Source organism: Arthrobacter sp. UC242_113 (assembly GCF_044054585.1).
In the GTDB taxonomy this organism is placed as follows: Bacteria; Actinomycetota; Actinomycetes; order Actinomycetales; family Micrococcaceae; genus Arthrobacter.
The window spans coordinates 4,228,850-4,250,106 of sequence record NZ_CP171968.1; the positions used below are offsets into that span (position 1 = coordinate 4,228,850).

At 65.6% G+C, this 21,257-nt stretch carries 18 protein-coding genes; 10 read left to right on the forward strand and 8 right to left on the reverse strand.

The genetic code is table 11. The features are described 5' to 3' along the window. Positions 1–2 precede the first annotated feature (2 nt). The 5 genes from ureE (at position 3) to ACHMXB_RS19275 (ending at position 3,843) form a co-directional block, all read left to right on the forward strand. Complete coding sequence (ureE, locus tag ACHMXB_RS19255) at positions 3–479, forward strand: urease accessory protein UreE (RefSeq protein ID WP_395401016.1); 477 nt, start codon at positions 3–5, stop codon at positions 477–479. Further along, positions 460–1,140: an urease accessory protein UreF gene (locus ACHMXB_RS19260; RefSeq protein ID WP_395401018.1), complete on the forward strand. Its 681-nt coding sequence runs from the start codon at positions 460–462 to the stop codon at positions 1,138–1,140. The genes ureE and ACHMXB_RS19260 overlap by 20 nt, the downstream gene beginning before the upstream one ends. 28 nt (positions 1,141–1,168) lie before the next feature. Then, positions 1,169–1,786, forward strand: a complete 618-nt coding sequence (gene ureG, locus ACHMXB_RS19265) for an urease accessory protein UreG (protein WP_395401020.1) — start codon at positions 1,169–1,171, stop codon at positions 1,784–1,786. Between the two features lie 225 nt (positions 1,787–2,011). Beyond that, positions 2,012–2,797, forward strand: coding sequence for an urease accessory protein UreD (locus ACHMXB_RS19270; protein WP_395405352.1), 786 nt, complete (start codon positions 2,012–2,014; stop codon positions 2,795–2,797). Beyond that, on the forward strand, positions 2,797–3,843 hold the full coding sequence (locus ACHMXB_RS19275; RefSeq protein WP_395401022.1) for a HoxN/HupN/NixA family nickel/cobalt transporter: 1,047 nt from the start codon (positions 2,797–2,799) through the stop codon (positions 3,841–3,843). Before ACHMXB_RS19270 ends, ACHMXB_RS19275 begins: the two co-directional genes overlap by 1 nt. Before the next feature lie 24 nt (positions 3,844–3,867). Here ACHMXB_RS19275 and ACHMXB_RS19280 read toward each other — a convergent pair whose 3' ends face one another. From ACHMXB_RS19280 to ACHMXB_RS19300, 5 genes are all read right to left on the reverse strand, one after another. Beyond that, positions 3,868–4,044, reverse strand: coding sequence for a hypothetical protein (locus ACHMXB_RS19280; protein WP_395401024.1), 177 nt, complete (start codon positions 4,042–4,044; stop codon positions 3,868–3,870). Between the two features lie 292 nt (positions 4,045–4,336). Next, on the reverse strand, positions 4,337–5,359 hold the full coding sequence (locus ACHMXB_RS19285) for a carbohydrate kinase (protein WP_395401026.1): 1,023 nt from the start codon (positions 5,357–5,359) through the stop codon (positions 4,337–4,339). Between the two features lie 138 nt (positions 5,360–5,497). Further along, positions 5,498–6,292 carry an ATP-binding cassette domain-containing protein gene (locus ACHMXB_RS19290; protein ID WP_395401028.1) on the reverse strand — a complete coding sequence of 265 codons (795 nt, stop codon included), beginning with the start codon at positions 6,290–6,292 and terminating at the stop codon, positions 5,498–5,500. Further along, positions 6,289–7,335 (reverse strand): ABC transporter permease, encoded by a 1,047-nt coding sequence (locus tag ACHMXB_RS19295; protein ID WP_395401030.1) that lies wholly within the window; start codon positions 7,333–7,335, stop codon positions 6,289–6,291. Before ACHMXB_RS19295 ends, ACHMXB_RS19290 begins: the two co-directional genes overlap by 4 nt. Before the next feature lie 148 nt (positions 7,336–7,483). Continuing rightward, positions 7,484–8,602: a substrate-binding domain-containing protein gene (locus ACHMXB_RS19300; RefSeq protein ID WP_395401032.1), complete on the reverse strand. Its 1,119-nt coding sequence runs from the start codon at positions 8,600–8,602 to the stop codon at positions 7,484–7,486. Between the two features lie 164 nt (positions 8,603–8,766). Between ACHMXB_RS19300 and ACHMXB_RS19305 the strand changes: the two genes are divergently transcribed. Together ACHMXB_RS19305 and ACHMXB_RS19310 are read left to right on the forward strand one after the other, a co-directional pair. Next, positions 8,767–9,765: a LacI family DNA-binding transcriptional regulator gene (locus ACHMXB_RS19305; RefSeq protein WP_395401034.1), complete on the forward strand. Its 999-nt coding sequence runs from the start codon at positions 8,767–8,769 to the stop codon at positions 9,763–9,765. 64 nt (positions 9,766–9,829) lie between these two features. Further along, entirely contained in the window at positions 9,830–10,123 is a 294-nt protein-coding gene (locus ACHMXB_RS19310; protein ID WP_395401036.1) for a putative quinol monooxygenase, read from the forward strand. 136 nt (positions 10,124–10,259) lie between these two features. On the opposite strand, the gene ACHMXB_RS19315 is transcribed toward ACHMXB_RS19310, so the two are convergent. Next, positions 10,260–12,923 carry a GH32 C-terminal domain-containing protein gene (locus ACHMXB_RS19315; RefSeq protein WP_395401038.1) on the reverse strand — a complete coding sequence of 888 codons (2,664 nt, stop codon included), beginning with the start codon at positions 12,921–12,923 and terminating at the stop codon, positions 10,260–10,262. Between the two features lie 333 nt (positions 12,924–13,256). On the opposite strand from ACHMXB_RS19315, the gene ACHMXB_RS19320 reads away from it, so the two are divergent. Beyond that, on the forward strand, positions 13,257–13,595 hold the full coding sequence (locus ACHMXB_RS19320) for a hypothetical protein (protein WP_395401040.1): 339 nt from the start codon (positions 13,257–13,259) through the stop codon (positions 13,593–13,595). 235 nt (positions 13,596–13,830) lie between these two features. After that, the gene (malQ, locus tag ACHMXB_RS19325) at positions 13,831–16,074 is read left to right on the forward strand and encodes a 4-alpha-glucanotransferase (RefSeq protein WP_395401042.1); all 2,244 of its coding nucleotides are present in this window, start codon (positions 13,831–13,833) and stop codon (positions 16,072–16,074) included. A gap of 76 nt (positions 16,075–16,150) precedes the next feature. Here malQ and ACHMXB_RS19330 read toward each other — a convergent pair whose 3' ends face one another. Both ACHMXB_RS19330 and ACHMXB_RS19335 read right to left on the reverse strand, forming a co-directional pair. Continuing rightward, positions 16,151–19,012, reverse strand: a complete 2,862-nt coding sequence (locus tag ACHMXB_RS19330) for an alpha-amylase family glycosyl hydrolase (protein WP_395401044.1) — start codon at positions 19,010–19,012, stop codon at positions 16,151–16,153. Between the two features lie 159 nt (positions 19,013–19,171). After that, a complete protein-coding gene (locus tag ACHMXB_RS19335) occupies positions 19,172–20,215 on the reverse strand; it encodes a lactonase family protein (protein WP_395401046.1) in 1,044 nt (347 codons plus the stop codon). A gap of 212 nt (positions 20,216–20,427) precedes the next feature. On the opposite strand from ACHMXB_RS19335, the gene ACHMXB_RS19340 reads away from it, so the two are divergent. Beyond that, positions 20,428–21,249 (forward strand): putative protein N(5)-glutamine methyltransferase, encoded by an 822-nt coding sequence (locus ACHMXB_RS19340; RefSeq protein WP_395401048.1) that lies wholly within the window; start codon positions 20,428–20,430, stop codon positions 21,247–21,249. The last annotated feature ends 8 nt before the right edge of the window (positions 21,250–21,257 follow it).

Here is a 21,257-nt window from a genome sequence, read left to right on the forward strand (position 1 = left end):
AGATGATCATCGAGAAAGTCCTCGGCAACCTGCGCGACCAGCCTGCCGGATCCTACTCCGGCCTGCACCGGGAGAAAGTGGTGCTGCCGAGCGGGCAACTGGTCAAACGGATCCAGCGCGTCACCACAGACCACGGCAATGAGATCGGCATCAGGCTTCCTGCAGGATCGGCTGACCTCCGCGACGGCGACGTGCTGCACATGGCCGAAACCAACATGATCGTGGTCTCCGTGCTGCCCACCGACGTCCTGGTGATCGCACCGCGTTCCATCCACGAGATGGGCGTCGTGGCCCACTCCCTCGGCAACCGGCACCTTCAGGCGCAGTTTTTCGACGCGTCGTCCGAGTACGGCGCCGAAGTCATGGTGTGCCAGTACGACCACACCGTCGAGGACTACCTCAAACACGTCGGAGCGCCCTACCGCCGCCAGGAACGCGTCCTGCCAGTGCCTTTCCGCCATGCTGAACACAGCCACTAGCTACCAGCTGGCGCTTAGGCAGCTTACTGATTCCGCCTTGCCTACTGGGGCTTTTGCGCACTCGCTTGGGTTTGAGACCTATATCGAGCGGGGGGTCATTCATGATGAGGAGTCCTTCGGGGTGTGGCTGGCTGCGTTTTTGGGGCAGCAGCTGACTTATTCGGATGCCTTGGCTATCCGGTTTTTGTATGAGGGGGTTTCTGTCCTTGAGTTGGATGGGTTGCTTACTGCTCAGCTTTTGGCGCGGCAGGTTCGTGAGGCCAGCATCAAGATGGGTGGGCGGTTGATCGAGATCGGCGCCGAAGTGTTTCCCTCTCCCGAGCTGTCGGAGTACCGTGCGCTGGTGAGTGGGGGCCGGGCCGCCGGCCATCAGCCGCTGGCGTTCGCCGTCGTCGCCCGTTCTCTGGGGGTACCGCAGGCGGAGGCGACCGCCGCCTACCTGTTCGCCGCCGTCACCTCCCTGACGCAGAACGCCGTCCGGGCCATCCCGCTCGGGCAGAACGCCGGCCAGCGGGTGCTGCGGAACGCGCACGACGCCGTTGCTGCCGCCGTCGAGCGGGCCGCCCGCCTCACGCCGGACGACTTCGGGGCGGTCAGCCCCGGACTGGAAATTTCGCAGATGAGGCATGAACGCCAGCGTGCCCGCATGTTCATGAGCTAACTGCGCTTTGGAATCAAAGGAGGACAGCATGACTGAACCCATCAAGATCGGCGTCGGCGGCCCCGTCGGCGCCGGAAAGACCCAGCTCGTGGAACGGATCACCCGCCACATGAGCGCGGAGATCTCCATGGCCGCCATCACCAACGACATCTACACGATCGAGGACGCGAAGATCCTGGCCGCCAACGGCATCCTGCCGGAGGACCGCATCATCGGCGTCGAAACCGGCGGCTGCCCGCACACCGCCATCCGCGAAGACACGTCCATGAACACGGCCGCCATCGAGGAGCTGAAGCAGCGGCACCCCGACCTGCAGGTGATCTTCGTGGAATCCGGCGGCGACAACCTCTCCGCCACTTTCAGTCCCGAGCTGGTGGACTTCTCGATCTACATCATCGACGTTGCGCAGGGCGAGAAGATCCCCCGTAAGGCCGGACAGGGCATGATCAAGTCCGACCTCTTCATCATCAACAAGACAGACCTCGCCCCGCACGTCGGCGCCGACCTAGCCGTGATGGAACGCGACTCCAAGGAATTCCGCGGCGCCAAGCCGTTCTGCTTCACGAACCTCAAAACGGACGAAGGCCTCGAGCACGTCATCGAATGGATCCGGCACGACGTCCTGATGCTCGATTTGGCGCAATGAGCACGACGACGAGCGTCGCGCCGGCGGCTTCACCGGATGAAGGGGGCCGTGCCCGTCCCCAACCGCTCCCAACTCTCGCAAGCTCGAGTCGGGGCCTTCGCGGCAGTGGGCCCCCCCACGCGGCCCGCCACGCCGCGGCCCCCTTCATCCGGCTCCGCCGCCTCTGCTGTCAGGCCGCCTTACGGTGTGCTTGAGCTCGTCATCAGAGAACGTGGAGGACGTTCCATTGCGTCCCGGCAATTTCACGAAGGGGCGCTGCGCGTACTGCGGCCGCACTATTTGGATGAGTCCGGGCAGGTTTGCTACGTCGTCGTCAATCCTGGCGGGGCGTATTTGGGGGCAGACCTTTACGTTGTCGACGTGGAGGTGGAAGACGGGGCTGACCTGCTGCTTACTACCCAGTCCGCGACGAAGATCTACCGGACCCCGGAGTCGTTTGCCGAGCAGCGGATGACCGTCCGGCTGGGCGAAGGTTCGCGGCTGGAGCTGGCGCCGGACCAGGTCATCGCCTACCGGGAGGCCAGCTACCGGCAGAACACGCACATCACGGTGCGGCCGACGTCGAGCCTGGTGATGGCCGAGGTGATCACGCCGGGGTGGTCACCGGACGGGGCCTCATTCCGGTACGAGGAGCTGCGCCTCCGCAACGAGATCCACGTGCAAACGGACGGGGGCACCAGGCTGCTCGCCCTGGACAACCTGCTGATCCGCCCGTCCCTCGACGACATCACCGGCACGGGCTTCATGGGGGGCTACAGTCATCTGGGTTCGCTGGTGGTGGTGGACGCGCGCGTGGACCAGGCGCTCGCCGACGAACTGCACCAACTGGCGGAAAAGTCCGACGCCTACACAGGAATCTCGCTCAGTGCCACAATGGACGGCATCACGGCACTGGTGCTCCGGTCCCTGTCGAACAGCACCGAAAAACTCAATACGCTACTGGGTGGCTGCAGTGGCCTTCTCCGTCAACGCTGGTACGGCCAGGCGCCCCTGAACCTGAGGAAGTACTGATGACTACCTTGACTCAGTTCGCCGCCATGTACCGTGAGCGGGAGCAGTTGCCGCTCCGGACGCGCCTGCTGGCCACCTTTTCCGCGGTGGGCATCCTGCACCTTGCCGCCGTCGTTCTTCTGGTCACCGGTACTGCCGCGTCGGGGCAGCCGCTGGCGTTCGGACTGGTGCTTACGGCGTACCTGGCCGGCATCAAGCACAGCTACGACTGGGACCACATCGCCGCGATCGACAACTCCACCCGGAAATTCGTGGCGCAGCGGCAGGATCCCACCAGTGTGGGATTCGCCTTCAGCCTGGGGCACAGTTCGGTGGTGATCCTGGCCGGGGCCCTGGTGGTCTCCGGGGTGTCGCTGATAGGCAGGTTCATGACCGATGGCAGCACCGGGAACCTGATTCTGGGGCTGATTGGCAGCGGGGTTTCCGGCCTGTTCCTGCTGGCCATGGGGCTCTTCAACGGGTCGGCATTTCTCGGTGCCGCGAGGTCCTACCGGAGGGTTCGGGGCGGGGGAACGGTGCTGCCGGAGGAGCTCGAAGCCAAGGGCTTTGTGGCACGCCTTCTGGCCCGGCCGCTCTCAAAGGTGCGGCGGCCCAGGAACGTGTACGTGATCGGTTTCCTGTTCGGGCTCGGTTTCGATACCGCCACCACCATTGGGCTCCTGGTGATGACGACGGCGGCCTCCTTGGCTGGCGTTTCACCTGTCGCGCTGCTGGCACTTCCGCTCTCGTTCACCGCCGCCATGACCCTGTGCGACACCACGAACGGCATTGCCATGATGCGGATGTACAGGTCGGCCATCCACGATCCCCTGCGCAAACTTGGCTTCAACGCCGTCATCACCGGGCTCTCGGCCCTCTCCGCGCTATTCGTTGCGGTGATAACCCTCGGCGGATTCTTCAACGCGGCCTTCGGGCTGAAGGACCCTCTCACCGCCTGGCTGGGCGCCATCGATCTGGGCGATGCAGGGCTGCTGCTGGTGGCGGCATTCCTGGCGCTGTGGGGTGCGGCGTCCTTGCTTGGGCGCCGGAAGGCCGCAGCCTCCTAGCCGGGTTGCTTCCTGCTCCGCGCCTCAGCCCGCGTCTGCCGCGATCCGCTTATAGAGTTCCTTCAGCCCGCCCACCGTGCCAACCATCTGGCCCAGCATGAGTCCGTCCATCACGGCCAGGCTGCACAGCTTCACGATGTCCGCCGGCACCCACAAGGCCACGATGCGGCTGCGGAAGATACTGAAGACGATGTAGGCCACCAGGATGATGACGCCAAGGACATCTAATGCCCACCACGGTCCTGGCGGCCCGGTCCCATTCCAGCCGGAACATGCGGCTGGCCACGAGTCCGATGGTGACTCCTCCCGCCAGCCCCGCCACAGCCGGCGTGACCGCCTCGGCAGTGGCCAGGAAGAGCCCAACAATCACCACCGCGATCTCAGCTTCGCCTAGTTGCCCAGCTTCGCCCGGAGCCCGCTGATAACCACATCCCGGCCGAAATCGAAGGCGTGCCCAGCATTCCGGGGTAGGGGCCGGCAGGCAGCAGCTGTCCTAGGCGACGGCTGCGGGGGCCGCCTCTTCTGCTGCGGGGGCCGCCGCGTCCTCCGGCAGGTCCGCGAGGAGTTCGGCCGCCGTGGGAGGGTTGGCTCCCGGGCGGCGCACGGTGATCGCGGCGGCCTTGGAGGCAGTGCGTCCCAGGGTTTCCAGCACTGCCGGCGCCAGGCCGTCCGTTCCGCGTGCCAGCAGCCCGTAGATGAGCGCCGCCATGTACGAATCCCCGGCGCCGATGGTGTCGGCCACTGCGGACCGGACGGCAGGCACCACCAGCTGCAGCTCCGGAGTAGCCAGCAGCGACCCCTCGGAACCACGGGTGACCACCGTGAGCCCCGCACCTAGCTCAAGGATCCGCGCCGCGGCGTCCTCCAGCTGCAGGCCAGGATAGAGCCAGTGGGCATCCTCGTCGCTCAGCTTGACCACGTCGGTGAGCGGTACCAGCTCCTCGAAGATGGTCCGGGCCTCGGCATGGCTGCCGAGCAGTGCCGGGCGGATGTTGGGATCGTAGGTGACCACGCATTCGCGGTGCGACTGCTCCAGGAGGGTCCTGACAGCTGCTGCGCCCGGAGCCAGGAAGGTCGCGATGGAGCCGGTGTGGAGCACCTTGGGCAGGGATGCCGGCGCCACCGGCGGCAGTTCCCAGCGGATGTCGAAGTCGTAGGTGGCGGAACCGTCGGCGCCCAGCGTCGCCGTGGCCGTCGCCGTTCTGCCCGGTGTCCTCGAACCGGGCAGGAGCGCCACGCCGGCACGCTGCAGGTGCGCCTCGATGGCCCGGCCGCGGTGGTCGTCGCCGATCGAGGTGAGGAGTGCGGTCCGGATGCCGAGCCGGCCCAGCCCGTAGGCAACGTTCGACGGCGATCCGCCCGGGTGCTCGACGGTTCCGTCGGCGGACGCAACGACGTCCACCAGGGCTTCACCGATGACGATGACTTCCGGGGTTGCCGCGTGGGCTCCTGGGTAAGCAGTTGCTGCGTTCGCGTTGCCGGGGGTGCCGGTTCCGGGGTTGGAGGTTGGGATCACGGTGGGGCCTTTCAGGGAGCCGTCCGCGGGCCGGATTCGGCCCGCGGACGGATGTGGAGAGTGCTGCGCTGCTGGTGGTGCGATTTGGTGCCGCTTTTTGGTAGCGCCGGGTTCCGGGTTCTGGACGAAGCCGCCCGGTCAGGCTGTGGCGGCGCCCGTCATGATTGCCACGGCGTCGGTCATGCTGTGCGACTGCGGCGTGATGGTGGCCGCGCACTTGCCGAGCCGCTGGATGTGGATGCGGTCTGCCACGTCGAACACATGCGGCATGTTGTGGCTGATCAGGATAACCGGCAGGCCCCTGTCGCGGAGGTCCCGGACCAGCTGCAGGACCTGGTTTGATTCCCGCACGCCGAGGGCCGCCGTCGGTTCGTCCAGCACGACCACTTTGGAGCCGAACGCCGCGGCGCGGGCCACGGCGACAGCCTGGCGCTGGCCGCCGGACAGGTTTTCCACCGGCACCGTCACGTCCTGAAGCGTCGAGATGCCAAGCCGGGTCAGTTCTTCCTTGGCTTTGCGCCGCATGCCTTTGGTGTCGAGGACGCGGAAGATCCTTCCCAACGGTCCGGGAACGCGCTCTTCGCGGCCCAGGAACAGGTTGGAGGCGACGTCGAGCGCCGGTGAGACCGCGAGGTTCTGATAAACAGTTTCGATGCCATGGACGCGGGCATCCTGCGGGCGCTTGAAGTGGACTGGCTGGCCGGAAACGAACAACTCGCCCGAGTCCGGGACCTCGGCACCGGTGAGGCACTTGATGAGCGTGGACTTTCCGGCACCGTTGTCGCCGATGATCGCGAGAACTTCGCCCGGGTAGAGGTCAAGGCTTACGCCGTCCAGGCCCACGACGCGTCCGAAGGTCTTGACGAGGTTCCTGGCTTGCAGGATGGGCTGGCGGACCTCAGTCTTCGCCGGCTGGAATTCTGTGGCGGTCATGATTTCACCTTTCGGATCCACTGGTCGATGGACACAGCGAGGATGATGAGGACGCCCACGGCGAGGGTCTGGTAGAGCACATCGAGGCCAGCCAGCGAGAGGCCGTTGCGGAACACCCCGACGATCAGCGCACCGAGGAGGGAGCCCCAGATGGAGCCGCGACCGCCAAAGAGGCTGGTTCCGCCAATCACGACGGCGGTGATGGAGTCGAGGTTCAGGTCCACGCCGGCGTTGGGGCTGGCTGCGTTCGTGCGGCCAATCTGGATCCACGCACCGACGGCCAGCACGGCTCCCGCTGCAAGGTAAACGCTCATCAGGACGCGGTTCACCGGGATACCGGCCAGACGGGCGGCTTCCTTGTCATCGCCCACCGCGTAGACGTGCCGGCCCCAGGCGGTCTTTCCGAGGATGAACGCCACCGCGACGTAGAGCAGGAGCATCATGACCACGCCGGTGGAGATCCTCACGGGGCCAACCGGGAACGTGCTGCCCATCCACGTCAGCAGGCCGGGCATGCTGGAGCCGCGGACGGTGGAGCCGCCGGAGTAGAGGAGCGTCACGGCGATGAAAATGTTGAGCGTTCCGAGCGTGACGATGAACGGGGGGAGCCGGAACCTGGTGACCAGGAAACCGTTCAGCGCCCCGGCTGCCAGCCCCACGACGAGGCCAAGGAGGAGAGCGAGCGGAGCGGGCACGCCGCTGCCGACGGCGAGTTGCGCCACCACCATGGATGACAGGATCATGACCGCACCGACGGAGAGGTCAATTCCGGCGGTCAGGATGATGAGCGTCTGGGCGATGGCGAGCGTGCCCACAACCGAAACCTGCTGCGTGATCAGGGACAGGTTCTCGACCCGCAAGAACCTCTCATTGAGGAGCCCGAAGACCACCACAGCAACAAGCAGGACAATGGCCGGGCTTAGTGCTGGATAGCGGTGGAGGATGTTGCGGATTCGGCTGAGCGGGGTCTGGCGGTCGAGGAATTCCTCGGCCGGGTCTGCATGCCCTGCTGCGGGCGGGCCGGCGGTCTGTTGCTGGGTCACTGTTGCTCCTGAACTTCAAGGTCCTGCTGGGGCTGGTTCGGCTGGGGCTGGTGCGGCGTCCGCTGCTTCGGCAATTAATTCTCCTGCTGTGAACCGCGGGAAGGTAGTGAATTTTCAGCACCTTCCCGCGGTGCGAGGCTCAGGCTGGCTACTTGCCCCAGCAGATCTTGGCGGCCTCGGACGTTGTGATGCTCTTGACGCCGTCCGCGGCCTTGTCCGTGACGAGCTCTACGCCGGTGTTGAAGAAGTCCAGCCCTGCTGAATTGGCTGGCTTCTGGCCGGTCTTGGCGAGGTCAACGATGGCTTTGACGCCCAGTTCCGCCATCTTGACCGGGTACTGCTGGGCGGTTGCACCAATGACGCCGGCCTTGACGTTGTTGACGCCGGAGCAGCCGCCGTCCACCGAAACCACCAGGACGTCCTTTTCCTTGCCTGCGGACTTGAGCGCCTCGAAAGCGCCTGCCGCGGCAGGTTCGTTAATGGTGTAGACAACATTGACGTTCGGGTTCTTGGCCAGGAGGGTCTCCATGGCGGTACGGCCGCCGTCCTCGGCGCCCTGGGTTGCCTGGCTGCCCACGATCTCGTAGTCGCCGCCCTTGCCGCCGGTGTACTTGCCGGTCTTGGCCTCGTCACCGTTCTTCTTCTTGTCCGCAGTGTCGATGCCGAGGCCGCTGAGGAAACCCTGGTCCCGGTTGTAGTCCACGGAGACCACCTTGTCGTCGAACAGGTCCAGCAGCGCGATGGTGGCCTTCTTTCCGCCAAGTTGCACGGCGGTCCACTTGCCGATCAGTTCGCCAGCGGCGAAGTTGTCGGTGGCGAATGTGATGTCGGCGGCGTCAGCGGGGTCCGGCGGAGTGTCCAGGGCGATAACAAACAGGCCGGCGTCCTTGGCCTTCTTCAGCGCATCGACGACCGAGGGGCCGTTGGGCGTGATCAGGATGCCTTTATCGCCCTTGGAGATTGCGTTTTCGATCGCCTGGATCTGCGTTTCTTCGTCGCCGTCAGCCTTGCCGGCCGCGAGCTTCAGGTCCACGCCGTCGGCTTCGGCGGCCTTCTTTGCGCCGTCTTGCATTGAAACGAAGAACGGGTTCGACGTGGTTTTCACGATGAGGGACACGCCGACCTTCTCGGCCGAGGAGCTCCCGGTTGACGAGGTGCTGGGGGAACTGCCGCCGCAAGCGGTGAGGCTGAGCGTGCCGAGGGTCAGGACGGCACCGATGGCAAGCAAGCGGTGGGTGACTGTCCGCGGGGCTTTGGAACTCAACATTGAATCTCCTGGTTTCGTGGCACTTCTGGTGCCTGACAACGATGTCATGCATCATGTAATCAAGCTCACAGGGTAGAGTCAAGAGAAATTCGATGATGAAGGACCAATCAATGACAACGATGTCTAATCGTTACCAGCCCGAGACAACGAAGAGTCGGCCCACGATGCGACACGTCGCGGCACTGGCAGGCGTCGGCATCAAGACCGTCTCCCGGGTGATGAACGATGAACCGGGGGTGTCCGAGGCAACCCGTCAGCGCGTGCTTGGCGCCTCCCAGCAGCTCAATTACCAGCTGGACATGGCGGCGGGGAGCCTTCGCCGTGCAGGCCGCCAGACCCTCTCCATCGGTCTCCTGCTGCCAAGTGTGTCCAACCCGTTCAGCGGCGAGATTCACCGCGCCCTGGAGGACTCCTTGACCGCCCGAGGTATTGCGGTCTTCGCGGCCAGCCTGGACGACGATCCCGAACGAGAGAAGGCGTTGGTCGCGGCTTTCCTGGGCAGGCGCGTGGACGGACTGGTCCTGACGCCCATTGCCAAGAGCCAGTCCTACGTCATCCCGGAGCATTCACGGGACCTGCCCATGGTCTTCATCGACCGTGAACCCGTTGGCATCGAGGCGGACGCCGTGGTGACGGACAACGCAGTGGGAGCGGCGAGAGCTGCGGCCCACCTGATCGCCCAGGGTCACACGAAGCTCGCCTATCTTGGCGACCGCACCGACATCCAGACCGCCCGGGAGCGCCGGCGCGGCTTCATCGAAGAACTGGGCCGGGCTGGCATTCCCACGTCCGTGGTCCCTGTGCGCGAAGGCCTCCATGACAAGGAGTCGGCGCGCAGGGCGGCGGTTGAGCTGCTCAATTCCGAGGACCCGCCCACGGCCATCTTCTCCAGTCAGAACCTCGTCACATTCGGAGTTATGCGGGCCCTGAAGGAGCTCGGCGCCAGCAGGAAAGTGGCGCTTGTGGGGTTCGACGACTTTACCCTTGCGGACATGATGGAACCCGGAATTACGGTCATCGCGCAGCACCCCGAGAAGATCGGAAAGCTCGCCGCCGAGCGGCTCCTGGCGCGGATCGACGGCGACGACAGCGCCCCGAAGACGTACGTCGTTCCCACCGAACTTATTGAGCGAGGATCAGGGGAACTGCGCCCGCCGAGCTGAGTCGGCCAACCTTCGTGCCGCCTGCATTTCAACACCCACACCGAACCTTTAAGAGGGGAAAACCATGACGAAAACGCTGTACGCAGAATTCACCGTCAAGCCCGGCAGCGAAGACCGGGTCGCGGAAATGATGCGCGAACTGACCGAGCACGTCCGCCGCGAGCCGGGCAACCAACTGTTCCTGCCATACACCCGGGAAACCAACCCTCGGGAGTACTTCGTCTTCGAGGTGTACGACGGCGATGCCGCCTTCCAGGAGCACATCGGCGCCGACTATGGCGCCCGGTTCAACGCGGAGCTTTCGGAACACATCGAGGAGGACGGCTCAGTGCTGACCTGGCTGCAGCCGGTCCACTAGGTCCCGGACCTGCCCCTTCCGGCGCTAACACCGCCCAGTGCGAAGAGGCCGGTATCTGCACACAAAGAAGGCCGGTGGCCGCAATATCTGCGGCCACCGGCCTTTCCCTTCGTCTGCCTTATCCCGACTCCGCCCCTTACTTCCTGTTCTTGGCCGGCACCTGCGCGGCCTGGAACATGGACTGGCTGAGCGGTCTGACGGTCAGCGACTTCAGCCGGGCGGTACCACCTTCGGCGAAGAGCGCCACCTGGTTGGCGCCCTGTTCCGGGAAGACCTGGTCCGTGATGGTCCGTAGGCCGTTCTGCGCGAATACCTCTACCGAGGACCTGTCGACGTAGATGCGCAGTGTGACGTTGCCGCTGGCATCCACGGCCACGGGTGCGGAGTCAACCGAGGCGAAGAGCGGGTGGAAGTCAGTCATGCCGGAGTTGCTCCGGTCGACGTACACCTCGCTCGTGGCCTTGTCGTAGCCGATGACTGTCGACTTGCTGCCGTTCCCCAGCACGGTGATTCCAGCCTTGGCTGCTGAACCGGGGGCGAAGGTCACGTCGATCCGCTGCACGTCCCCTGAGGCCGCAGACGGCAGCATGTGGGTGCCGGCCGGGATGTTTCGCGCCCGCTTTTCGGCGTAGCTTTCCTTCCCGGCGAGGCCATCCACCTGCTGGACGGCCTTTTGCGTCAGGCGCGGACCGCCAGCCGTCTGCGTCAGGGCCACTTCGCGCGGCAGGGACATGGCGCTGCGCCACGGCGAAGTTGGAATGTTGTTGGCGTAGTCCCAGTTGTTCATCCAGCCGAGCATGATCCGCTTGTTCTGCGGCATGTTGCTGAAGGATACGGATGCGTAGTAGTCCCGGCCGTAGTCCAGCCAGTCGTAGGTCTGCACCCGCGGCGTGGCCGGACGCGGTGAGGCGACGAACTCGTCCGCCAGGATGTGGCCCCAGCCGAAGCGGTTGTTGTCCACCACGCGGATGCTGGCCTGCTGCCCCTTGAACTCGGAGACGTTCCACGATGCCCAGTCCAGGACCTCGCTGTTGGCCCCGGTGGCCGTCCTGACCACCTTGCCGTCCACCACGAGATTGACGGTGGTCTCATCGGAACGCGGCACGGCGGCCTGGTCCGTCAGCATGACGTGATCCAAGGTGAGGTGGCCCCAGCCGCCGGTGGCCTGGTCCACGACCCGCAGCTGTGCCTGCTGCCCAGCGAATTCGGAAACGTCCCAGCCCTTCCAGTTCAGGGCGCCCGCGTCGTCTCCGGCGAGGCTGCGCACCACGTTCCCGTTCACCACAAGCTGGACTTCCAGCGTCTGCCCGGAGCCCGCCGTGCGGTGTCCGCCACCCACCAGCATGCTCATGAAGTCCCGGTTCACCGTGAACGACGGCGACGTCAGGGTTCCCTGCCTGTCGTCGCCCGGGGCTCCTCCCGTATCGAACGTGTTGATCCGCTTGGCGCCGATGTAGAAGTCCCCGCCGGAGGCAGACGGCTGGAACGCCGGTGCCAGATCCCCGGTTCCTGTCCACCCGGCGTCGGCCAGAGTGGAACCGTCCGCTAGTTCAAAGCCGCTGAACAGGAGGTCCCCAGGCGGCGCGGTGTTGTCCAGCTTGTCCGAGACCCGCGGATGCTGTCCGCCGCCCACCAGGAAGTTGAGGTAATCGCTGGCCACGGTGAACTGCGGCGAGTTCATCGAGCCCACCGGCCAGTCGCCGTCGTTGAATGAATTGACCAGACCGGCGCCGGCAAAGCCGGTGACGCCGTTCTGCCCGGGGAGGGTGCCCGACGCCGGTGCCCCGGCGAACGGGCCGTCCTTCGGGTTTCCGGGTTCATTGTTCACCGTCCAGTCGCTGTACGTGCCGTCGTTGAAGCCTGCCAGGGGAGTGCCCGCGGGCAGTGCGTCACTGGCCTTCGTGGTCTCCGACGTGAAGGTGGTGCCGTCAAAGTTGCCCACGAAGTACTGCCCGGCCGAGCCTCCCGCCACGCCGCCCGGGTTGATGTTGACCACCATCACCCATTTGACGTTCGCGGGGTCGCCGTCGACAGCCAGCGGGAACAGGTCGGGGCATTCCCAGAGCCCGCCCGTGGCATTCGCCGGGCCGAATTCGCTGAGCTGCGTCCAGTCCTTGAGGTTGCCGGACCTGTACAGCACCACCTTGTGCTCGGTGGCCTCAACAGCGGCCATCACCCAGTAGCCACCTCCGCCGGGGGAGTCGTACCAGAACACCTTCGGGTCGCGGAAGTTCGCCGAGTTGCGGTTGAGCACCGGGTTGCCGCTGTACTTGGTCCAGGTCTTCCCCTCGTCCAGGCTGTACGCGAGGGATTGGGCCTGCAGCCCCTTATAGGGCGAGGCGTCCTTGTAGGCGCTGGTGAAGATGGCCACCAGCGGCGGGTTCTCTGCCGTGCCGAGGCCGGAGCTGTTGTTCTTGTCTACCACCACGCTGCCGGAGAAGATGTCCTGCTGGTCGTCAGTGGCGATGGCCAGCGGCTGCTCCTTCCAGTGCACCAGGTCAGTGGAGGTGGCGTGGCCCCAGGACATGTTGCCCCACTGGTTGCCGGACGGATTGTGCTGGTAGTAGAGGTGGTAAACGCCCTTGTAGAACACCATTCCGTTGGGATCATTCATCCAGTTCTGCTGCGGCGTGTAATGGTAGGCCGGCCGGAACTGCTCGTCGCCGGAGGTCCCGGCCGCCGTCGCTGTTCCTGTTCCGGCCAGCGCCCCCGCCAAGCTGAGACCTGCCACGGTCAGCGCGGTACATAGCTGTAATCTGCCGAATTTTCTTTGGTGCATAGTGCTGGTATCGCCCTTCATCGCGCGTGCCTTCTGCCCTCCCCCTGATTGATGGGCAAGGTAGACAACGTTGTCAGTGGTTGGAACGCTAGGGGATGTCCGCAAGACAAGTCAACGGGTTCGACGGCGGTGTGTCGGCGGGGCACTCAGCCTCCGTGCCCTCGTCCGCCCGCGATTGCGACGCCGCTGTCGGCGGGGTTGAGGTGCGCTGGCCAAGCGCGGTTTGGCGGTTAGCCGCTATGGCAGGCGATCGAGACACCGTTGTCATTGCCTAACGAAGGCTGGGCATGGCTGGTACCGAGGGCAGCCTTCGGTCGCCGGATTTCCCCAGGGCACCGTTGCTAGGGTGGGATCATGAAACGCAGCTTCCTCGCCATGTCCATGCTTCCTGTTGTTGTCCTGCTGGCGGGCTGCGCCCAGGCCGAGGAGGCAGCCCACAACGCGGCGAGCTCTGCGGTCTCCCAGGTGGCCAACGCCGCGGCCGAGCAGGTGAAGGGCCAGATCTGCAACTTGATCGAAGACGGCCTGGTCAGCGCCTCGGACAAGGCGGCGCTCGCGGGCCTTGTGGCCGGCGCCGAGACCGCCGGCGTCCCCGCCGAAATCACCGGGCCCCTGCACGCGATAGCCCAGGCCGGCGACCAGGTCCCCAGCGATTCTGTCCGCGAACTTCAGATAGCCTGCACTGCCGCCTGAGGCATGGCAACGGTGTGAGACTTGGCCGGGGGCTGAGGCTAGCCGCGGGGTTGAGCGGCGGCATGCAGCCGGCACCCTGCGGGGTAAGCCCACCACACCTACCAGGCCCTCTGTCCGGGACAGCCAACGTAGCCTGCAATAATCGGAACCAGCAGTTGCGGGGGTGCTGAAAAGGGCCGGCCGCGACGGGCAGCAGCGTTAGTTTCGGGCCGATTACAGCAGACGAGGCGGATATATGAAGGCTCCCAGCCAGCAGCACGCGACTTCCCCTGAAACACCTTCCCCGGAAGCCTCCTCACGTGAGCCCTCTCCCTCTGAAACGACGGTGGGCAACGGAACATCGGGAACCAGTGCGGTCAATCCCGAGCTGCTGCGGTGGCTGGCGGAGGCGTATGGCGTTGGCACGTCCTACCAGGGGTGGGACGGGCAGCCGCATGACGTAGCGGCAGATACCCTGGTCCGGGTCCTGGCCGCACTGGGCGTCGAGGCCCACACGGACCAGCTCATCGAGCATGAACTTGCCGAGGTGGAACTGGCGCCGTGGCGCCGGATGCTGCCGCCCGCCGTCGTACTTCAGGAAGGGGCGCCGGGGCAGGTGAGCGTCCATGTTCCGCACGGTGCGCCAGTCCGGATGTGGGCCGTCACCGAGGACGGTCGAGAGCTGGAGGCTGTCCAGGAGGACGTCTGGGTGGAACCCCGTGAGGTGGACGGCACCCTGACCGGCCGGGCCACATTCGCCGTGCCCCAAAACACCGGCCTGGGGTGGCACACGCTGCGCGCCGAGGCAGCCGGAGTGGTTGCGGAGGCCACGCTGGTGGTGACTCCCGCCCGGCTGTCCACCGCGGCCGACCTTGAGCAGCGCAGGGGCTGGGGGCTGGCGACGCAGCTTTACTCTGTCCGTTCCAAGCGGTCCTGGGGTGTGGGCGATTTTGCCGACCTCGCCGAGCTCGCAGCGGTGGCCGGAGCACGCGGGGCCGACTACGTGCTGGTCAATCCGCTGCATGCGGCCGATCCCGTGCCGCCCCTGGAGCCGTCCCCCTATTCACCGTCGACCCGCCGGTTCTTCAACCCGCTGTACCTGCGGATCGAGGCCATTCCGGAACTGGCGTACCTGAAGCCGAAGAAGCAGTCCCTGGTCCACAGCCTCATGAAGCAGGCGCGGAAGCTGAACAAGGACGCCATCAGGCTTGACCGGGACAAGGTCTACTCCGCCAAGCTGGCCGCGCTGGAGCTGGTCTTTGGCGTCCCCCGTTCGCCGTCGCGGCAGCTCGCCTTTGAGGACTACTGCCGTCGGGCCGGCGCGGGGCTGGATGACTTTGCCCTTTGGTGCGCCATCCGCGAGGATCTCGACGCCGATGACCCGTTTTGGGCCGACCCCGCGGCTGCGCTCGGTTCACCTTTGGCGGAGAAGCTCAGGGGTGAGCTGGCCGAACGGATTGAGTTCCACCGCTGGCTGCAGTGGCTCTGTGACGAGCAGCTCGAATCCGCCCAGCAGGCTGCACGCAACGCCGGTATGCGCTTGGGTGTGGTGAACGACCTTGCCGTCGGCGTGGACCTCCAGAGTTCCGACGCCTGGACGCTGCAGGGCGTCCTCGCTCCCGGCGTAAGCGTCGGTGCGCCGCCGGACATGTACAACCAGCTGGGGCAGGACTGGCACCAGCCGCCGTGGCACCCCACCCGTCTTGCCGAGGCCGGCTACAAGCCGTTCCGGGAGATGCTGGCAACGGTCCTGCGGCATTCGGGCGGCATCCGGGTGGACCACATCCTCGGCTTCTTCAGGCTCTGGTGGGTGCCGGAAGGGAACTCGCCGGTGGACGGCGCCTACGTCCGGTTCGACTACGACGCCATGATCGGCATCCTCGCCTTGGAAGCGCACCGTGCCGGTGCCGTGGTGATCGGCGAGGACCTCGGCACCTTCGAGCCGTGGGTCCGGGACTACCTCGCCGCGCGGGGCATCCTGGGCACCTCGATCCTGTGGTTTGAGAACGACGGCGACGCTCCGCTGCCGCCCGAACGGTACCGGCTGCAGGCCCTCTCCAGCGTGAACACCCACGACCTGCCGCCTACCGCCGGCTACCTCGCCGGCGACCACGTGACGCTCCGCAACGCCTTGGGGCTGCTGGAGCGTTCTGCGGAGGAGGAGCGTCTGGAGCACAATGCCAAGCTGGAGAAAATGATGGACCTGCTCCGGCAGCGCGGCCTCCTTTCGTCCACCGACGCCGGCTCAGAACAGGAACGGATCGAAGCGCTGCACCGGCTGCTCGCGCAGACCCCGTCCGTCCTACTCGGGGTGGCCCTCGTGGACGCGGTCGGCGAACGGAGGGTCCAGAACCAGCCCGGAACCACCTCGGCCCAGTACCCCAACTGGCAGGTGCCGCTCGCCAACTCCGACGGGGACTCCGTATTGATCGATAGCCTTGAGGGCGACGAGAGGTTCAGTTCCCTGCTCGCTGCGGTCGAGGAGGCCATGCGGGCCTGAGCCCGGGCCTGGGCCAGGGCCGCCCTGCGGCGCGTGAGCCCGGGGCTACTGCCTGGCTGGCAGTACCCCGGGTTGCCTAGCCTGCCGTGATCACGTGCGTGGTGTGGCTGTAACGGAAGGTGACAGCTCCGCCGTCGTGATTCAGCACGATATTGGAACCGTTCGGCGCGCCGTCCTGGCCATAGTTTTCATCCCAGGAGCCGTTGATGGCTGCCTTGAATTCGTACTGCCCGGCTGGAAGGTCTGCCGTGAGTTTCCAGAGACGGTCAGCCGGATCAAAGGCCATGAACGCCGACTCGCACGCGGGCTGCCAGTCATCCGGGCAGCCCATCTCGCTGTTCAGGCTTCCCGCCACGGTGACCGAGTCGGGCTGGGCCGCAGCGCCCACCACCACTGTCCGGACGTTGCTCAGCACGTTCGATCCGTCGAGCTTTGCCCGGTAGCGTACCTCGGTGCCGTCGGCGAGATCCAGGGCGGCCAGGTCGTCCATCACCGTGTACGCCGGCGACGAATCATCGCCGGAGCCGATGGCTGTCCACGGCCCGCCCGCGACGCTGCGCTCAAACCGCACCACGCGGCTGGCCTTCTCCGGATCCGCGATGGCCACGACTTCCACATTCCCCTGGACGGTGCTGCCCTCACCCGGCTCCTGGACGGTCAGCACCGGGTCCGGCACCACCGCGGATCGGGAAGCGCTGACAGACGTGCGGCCGGCGTTGTTCAGGACGACGGCCCGGTACTCCAGGGCGGTGCCGGGAATCAGTGCCGAAACGTCGTGGAAGACCCGGTAGGGTGCGGTGTCATCGGTGCCCACGCGCGCCCACTTGCCGCCCGGCGTCCGGGCCTCAAAGGTGACCTCATAGAACGAGCTTCCGTCGACGTCGGCCGTCACCTGGATGCGGCCGTTATCCCCGGCGGAGGCGGCGGTGGCCGCAGCCGAAAGGGGGGCCTGCAGCGCGACGGCGGGTGCCGCCTTCTCGCGGGGAATCCGGCCGGAGGACTGGTAGACGACGGCGGACAGGGGCGGCACCGTAACGGTTAGCTCGCCGCCGGCTGAAGTCTTGGAGTTCTCGGCGGCGTCGCCGTAGATGAGGCTGTAATTGCGTTTGGCGATGTAGGTGGGAACGGTGGCGGTCTGCGGCTTCTCGCTGTTGTTCAGTGCCACCACGTACTCGCGCTGGTCCTTGGCGTCGGTGCGCGAAAACGCGTAGATGCCGGGCCCGTCTGAAGCGTACCGGTGCTGGTGGGCGCCGTCACGCAGGGCGGGGTGCTCCTTCGTCAGCTCCGCGAGTTCACGGATCTTGGAGTAGAGGGGATGCCCGGTGTTGAAATTGTCGGTGGCGTGGGTGGCGTCCGTGCCGAGCAGGTCGTCGTCGAGATAGTCGGCCACCTTGCTGGCGAACAGGGTCTGGCGGGCGTCCTGGTCCCCGCCGGGTCCGGTGAAGCCCTGCTCGTCACCGTAGTAGACCACGGGGTTTCCGCGGGAAAAATACATCAGCTCATGGGCGAGTTCGTCGCGTGTCACGCGTTCGGCGTCGTCCGCGCCCGGGTTGTCGGTGCTGATGAAGCTGCCGATCCGGCCCATGTCGTGGTTTCCCAGGAAGGTGGGCAGCTGGTAGACGTTCGAATCTGCGTCGGTGTACCAGTCGTCGGCGGCAAAGAAGGCTTCAAGCGCTTTGGCGTTCTGGCTCTTCGAGGCGAAACTGCGCGCCGCATCCTGGAACGGGAAGTCGAGGACGGCCTGCATTTTGTTGCGGGTGGTGAACTGGGAGGTGAAGCTCTTGGAGGTGTCGAAGACCTCGCCGAACATGAAGAACTCGTCTTTGCCGTGCTCCTTGGCGTAGGCGAGGACGTCCGGCCCGAACTGCTGCCAGAATTCGTCATTGACGTGCTTCATCGTGTCGATGCGGAACCCGTCCACGCCGAAGTCCCGGATCCACGTCTCGTAGATGTCCGTCATGCCGGCCACGACCGTCGGGTGTTCGGTGAACAGGTCGTCCAGGCCGAAGAAATCGCCGTAGAAGGAGTTCTCACCGGCGAAGGTGGTGTCGCCGCGGTTGTGGTAGAGCGTCGGGTCGTTGAGCCAGGCCGGAACCTTGAGGTTCTGTTCCGCCGGATCAAGCACCGGTGTGTACGGGAAGGAGGTCCCGGCGTCGAGCTTGGGAAAGTTTGCCTTGCCGGCGAAGTCACGGTCGTCGAAAGCGTTGCCCGACGCGGTGCGGTACGGCTCCTTGTCCTTGGAGACGTAGCCGGTGCGGGCGCCTTCCTTGTAACCGATGACGTCCGCGGTGTGGTTGGTGATGATGTCGAAGTACACCTTCATGCCGCGCGAGTGGGCCTCGTCGATCAGCGCTTTCAGTTCGGCGTTGGTGCCCAGATGCGGATCGATCTGGGTGAAGTCCGTGACCCAGTAGCCGTGGTAGCCAGCGGAGTTGTCTTCCGGCTGCACAGCCTTGTTCTTGAAGCTCGGCGTCAGCCAAATCGCCGTGGTCCCGAGCCCTTGGATGTAGTCGATCTTGTCCAGCAGGCCATTCAGGTCTCCGCCGTTGTAGAAGCCCTTGCGGGTGGGGTCGAAGCCGGAGACCATCGAGTCCGGTCCCAGGCCGCCCTGGTCGTTGCCGGCGTCGCCGTTGCTGAATCTGTCCGCCATGACGAAGTAGAAGTTCTCGCCGGTGACGGGAGTGCGGAGAGAGTGGGTCCCAATTCCCGGTTTGGTGTTCGACGGCGGGCCGGGGGTTTTGGTGGCCGCTGCGGCTTGGACGGGTGCCTTGGTTGGCAAGGCAGCCGTGGTTGGCATGGCCTGCGCGGGTACGGCCGACGCAGACAGCAGTACGAGCGCGCTCGCTGCCGCCAGAGTTGCTCGGGCGGACTTGGCGGGACCGCCGGCGCGGCGCAGGGAATTCAGGCGCAGGAAATTCCGGCGAGGGACGGTGAGCATGTTGGGCCTTCCGCGAAGCAACGCTGCTTGTCCGGGCGGGGATGCCCGGAATCCGTAGGATGCCGACTCGTCCAAGGCAAGCTCATTCACCCGTCACAGCTCCTGTAGTGAAGCGGTATTGGAAATGACTAATCTTGTATTGGTTTTGTCGATTGCGGTTTAGCTTGCCACAATCAGGGCCGTGGGGGAACCCGCAACGAGGCGGTCTATTGGGCCCTGCGGGAGGCCGGTTTGGGAGTCCAGGCGGAAGGTGGTGATGTCGTGGGAGCGTTCATGGGCTACGTGAAGCCATTCGCCGTGGACCAGATGGTGGCGGGGCCAGTCACCGCCACTGGAGAAGTCGCGGACCGGGGTAAGCAGGCTGCCCTCCGCCGACGCCGTCACCTCCAGCACGCTGATGCGGTTGGATCCCCGCACGCCGATATAGGCGAAGCGCCCATCCGATGACAAGGCAATTTCGGCCGCAGAGTCCCCGTCTTTCGCGCCGCCGGAGGTCGCGGGACCCTGGCCGACCAGTTCGAACTTTCCTGATGACGAGGCCGCCCGGGCCGCAAAGACCTCGATGGAATACTCCGAGACCACGAACACCGTTCCATCCGAGTGCTGCACCAGGTGACGGGGACCGCTGTCCTTCGGAAGCACCACCTCGTGGTCCAGGGCCAGGCCCGTCGCGGGGACGCGGTTCCACACGCGGAGGAGGTCGTGGCCGAGATCGGTGGTCATGATGCGGCCGTCTGCGAGTACCAGGCTGGCGTGGGCACGGCTGGAACGATCGTCCCGGTGCGGATCGCTGGATGGTGACGCCGGAAGGCGGCGGGTGATGCCGCCGTCGTCCGTCAGTTCGTACAGCAACACCTGGCCGTCGCCCCAGCAGGCAACGATCAGGAACTTGCCCCGCGGATCGACGGTGACGTGGCAGGCAGCTTCGCCTGCAGGCCAAGGCCTGCCGACGGCTTCGAGGCCAAACTCTCCCCGCCGCCGGTACGCCTGAACGGTTGTAGCGTTCTCCCCGACGGCGTAAACCATCGGGAGTTGCCGGTGCACAGCGACGAACGACGGCGAGTCCGCCTTTGCCGCCGTACCGCGCCAAGTGAGGGTCCCATCAGTGTTGGCCGAGACGGCCCCGATCCCTGCACCGTGGCCGCCGCTGTCTGCAGTGTAGGAGCCAGTCCAGATGAGCGTGTGGGCTTCGCTGTGGGTCATCGTCCCATCCTGCCAATAATTGCCGGCTTGGGTGTCAGATAGCATGGATTTTTGCAGAGCCAATTTCAGGACTGGGAACGTTTGAAATTACGGGAGGTGAGAACAATTCACGCAATTACAGCTTGGGTTCTTCCTGCCCGCCGCCTTACTGACCGCCAAGGCTAGTCGGACGTATGCACGGAGCGCCCATCATTCAACGGAAGGACGCATCCATGCCTGTTCAATCATTGCTCTCCCGCTCCACCGTCATCGGCAGGCTGCGTGCCGCCGGCTGTGTCTTTGCCGAAGATGAAGCGGACCTCCTCTTTGCCGCTGGCCTCGCCCCCAGCGAGTTGGCCAACGCCGTGGAGCGGCGGGTCGAGGGGTTTCCGCTCGAGCATATTCTCGGCTGGGCAGAGTTTTGCGGCCTGCGGATCAGGGTCGGGCCCGGAGTATTTGTGCCGCGACGCCGGACGGAACTGCTGGTCCGCGAGGCGGCTGCGCTCCTAGGTGCCGCGGGGGCAGGGGCCGCGGAGAGATCGCCATCGACCACGCCAGTTGTGGTTGACCTCTGCTGCGGCTCCGGAGCTGTAGGCGCCGCATTGGCGGCGCTGGTCCCGGGGATTGAGGTGCACGCGTCCGACGTCGACCCTGCCGCAGTGCGATGTGCCCGCCTTAACGTCCTGCCCGTGGGCGGTTTGGTCCATGAGGGGGACCTTTACTCGGCGCTGCCTGCACGCCTTCGGGGCGCAGTGGATATCCTTGCGGTCAATGCGCCGTACGTGCCGACAGCGTCAATCAGCAGCATGCCCCATGAAGCCCGCGTTCACGAGCCGCGAGTGTCGCTCGACGGAGGGCACGACGGCCTCGACGTCCAGCGCCGGGTGATCGCGGGAGCGGTTGCCTGGCTCAGGCAAGGCGGGCACCTGCTCATTGAAACGAGCCGGCTCCAGGCTCCCCATAGCGCAGCCGCTATGGCCCATGGAGGCCTGAACCCGCGGATCGCAATGTCGGCTGAATTGGACGCGACAGTGGTGATCGGGCAACTGCTGTAACCGAGGAG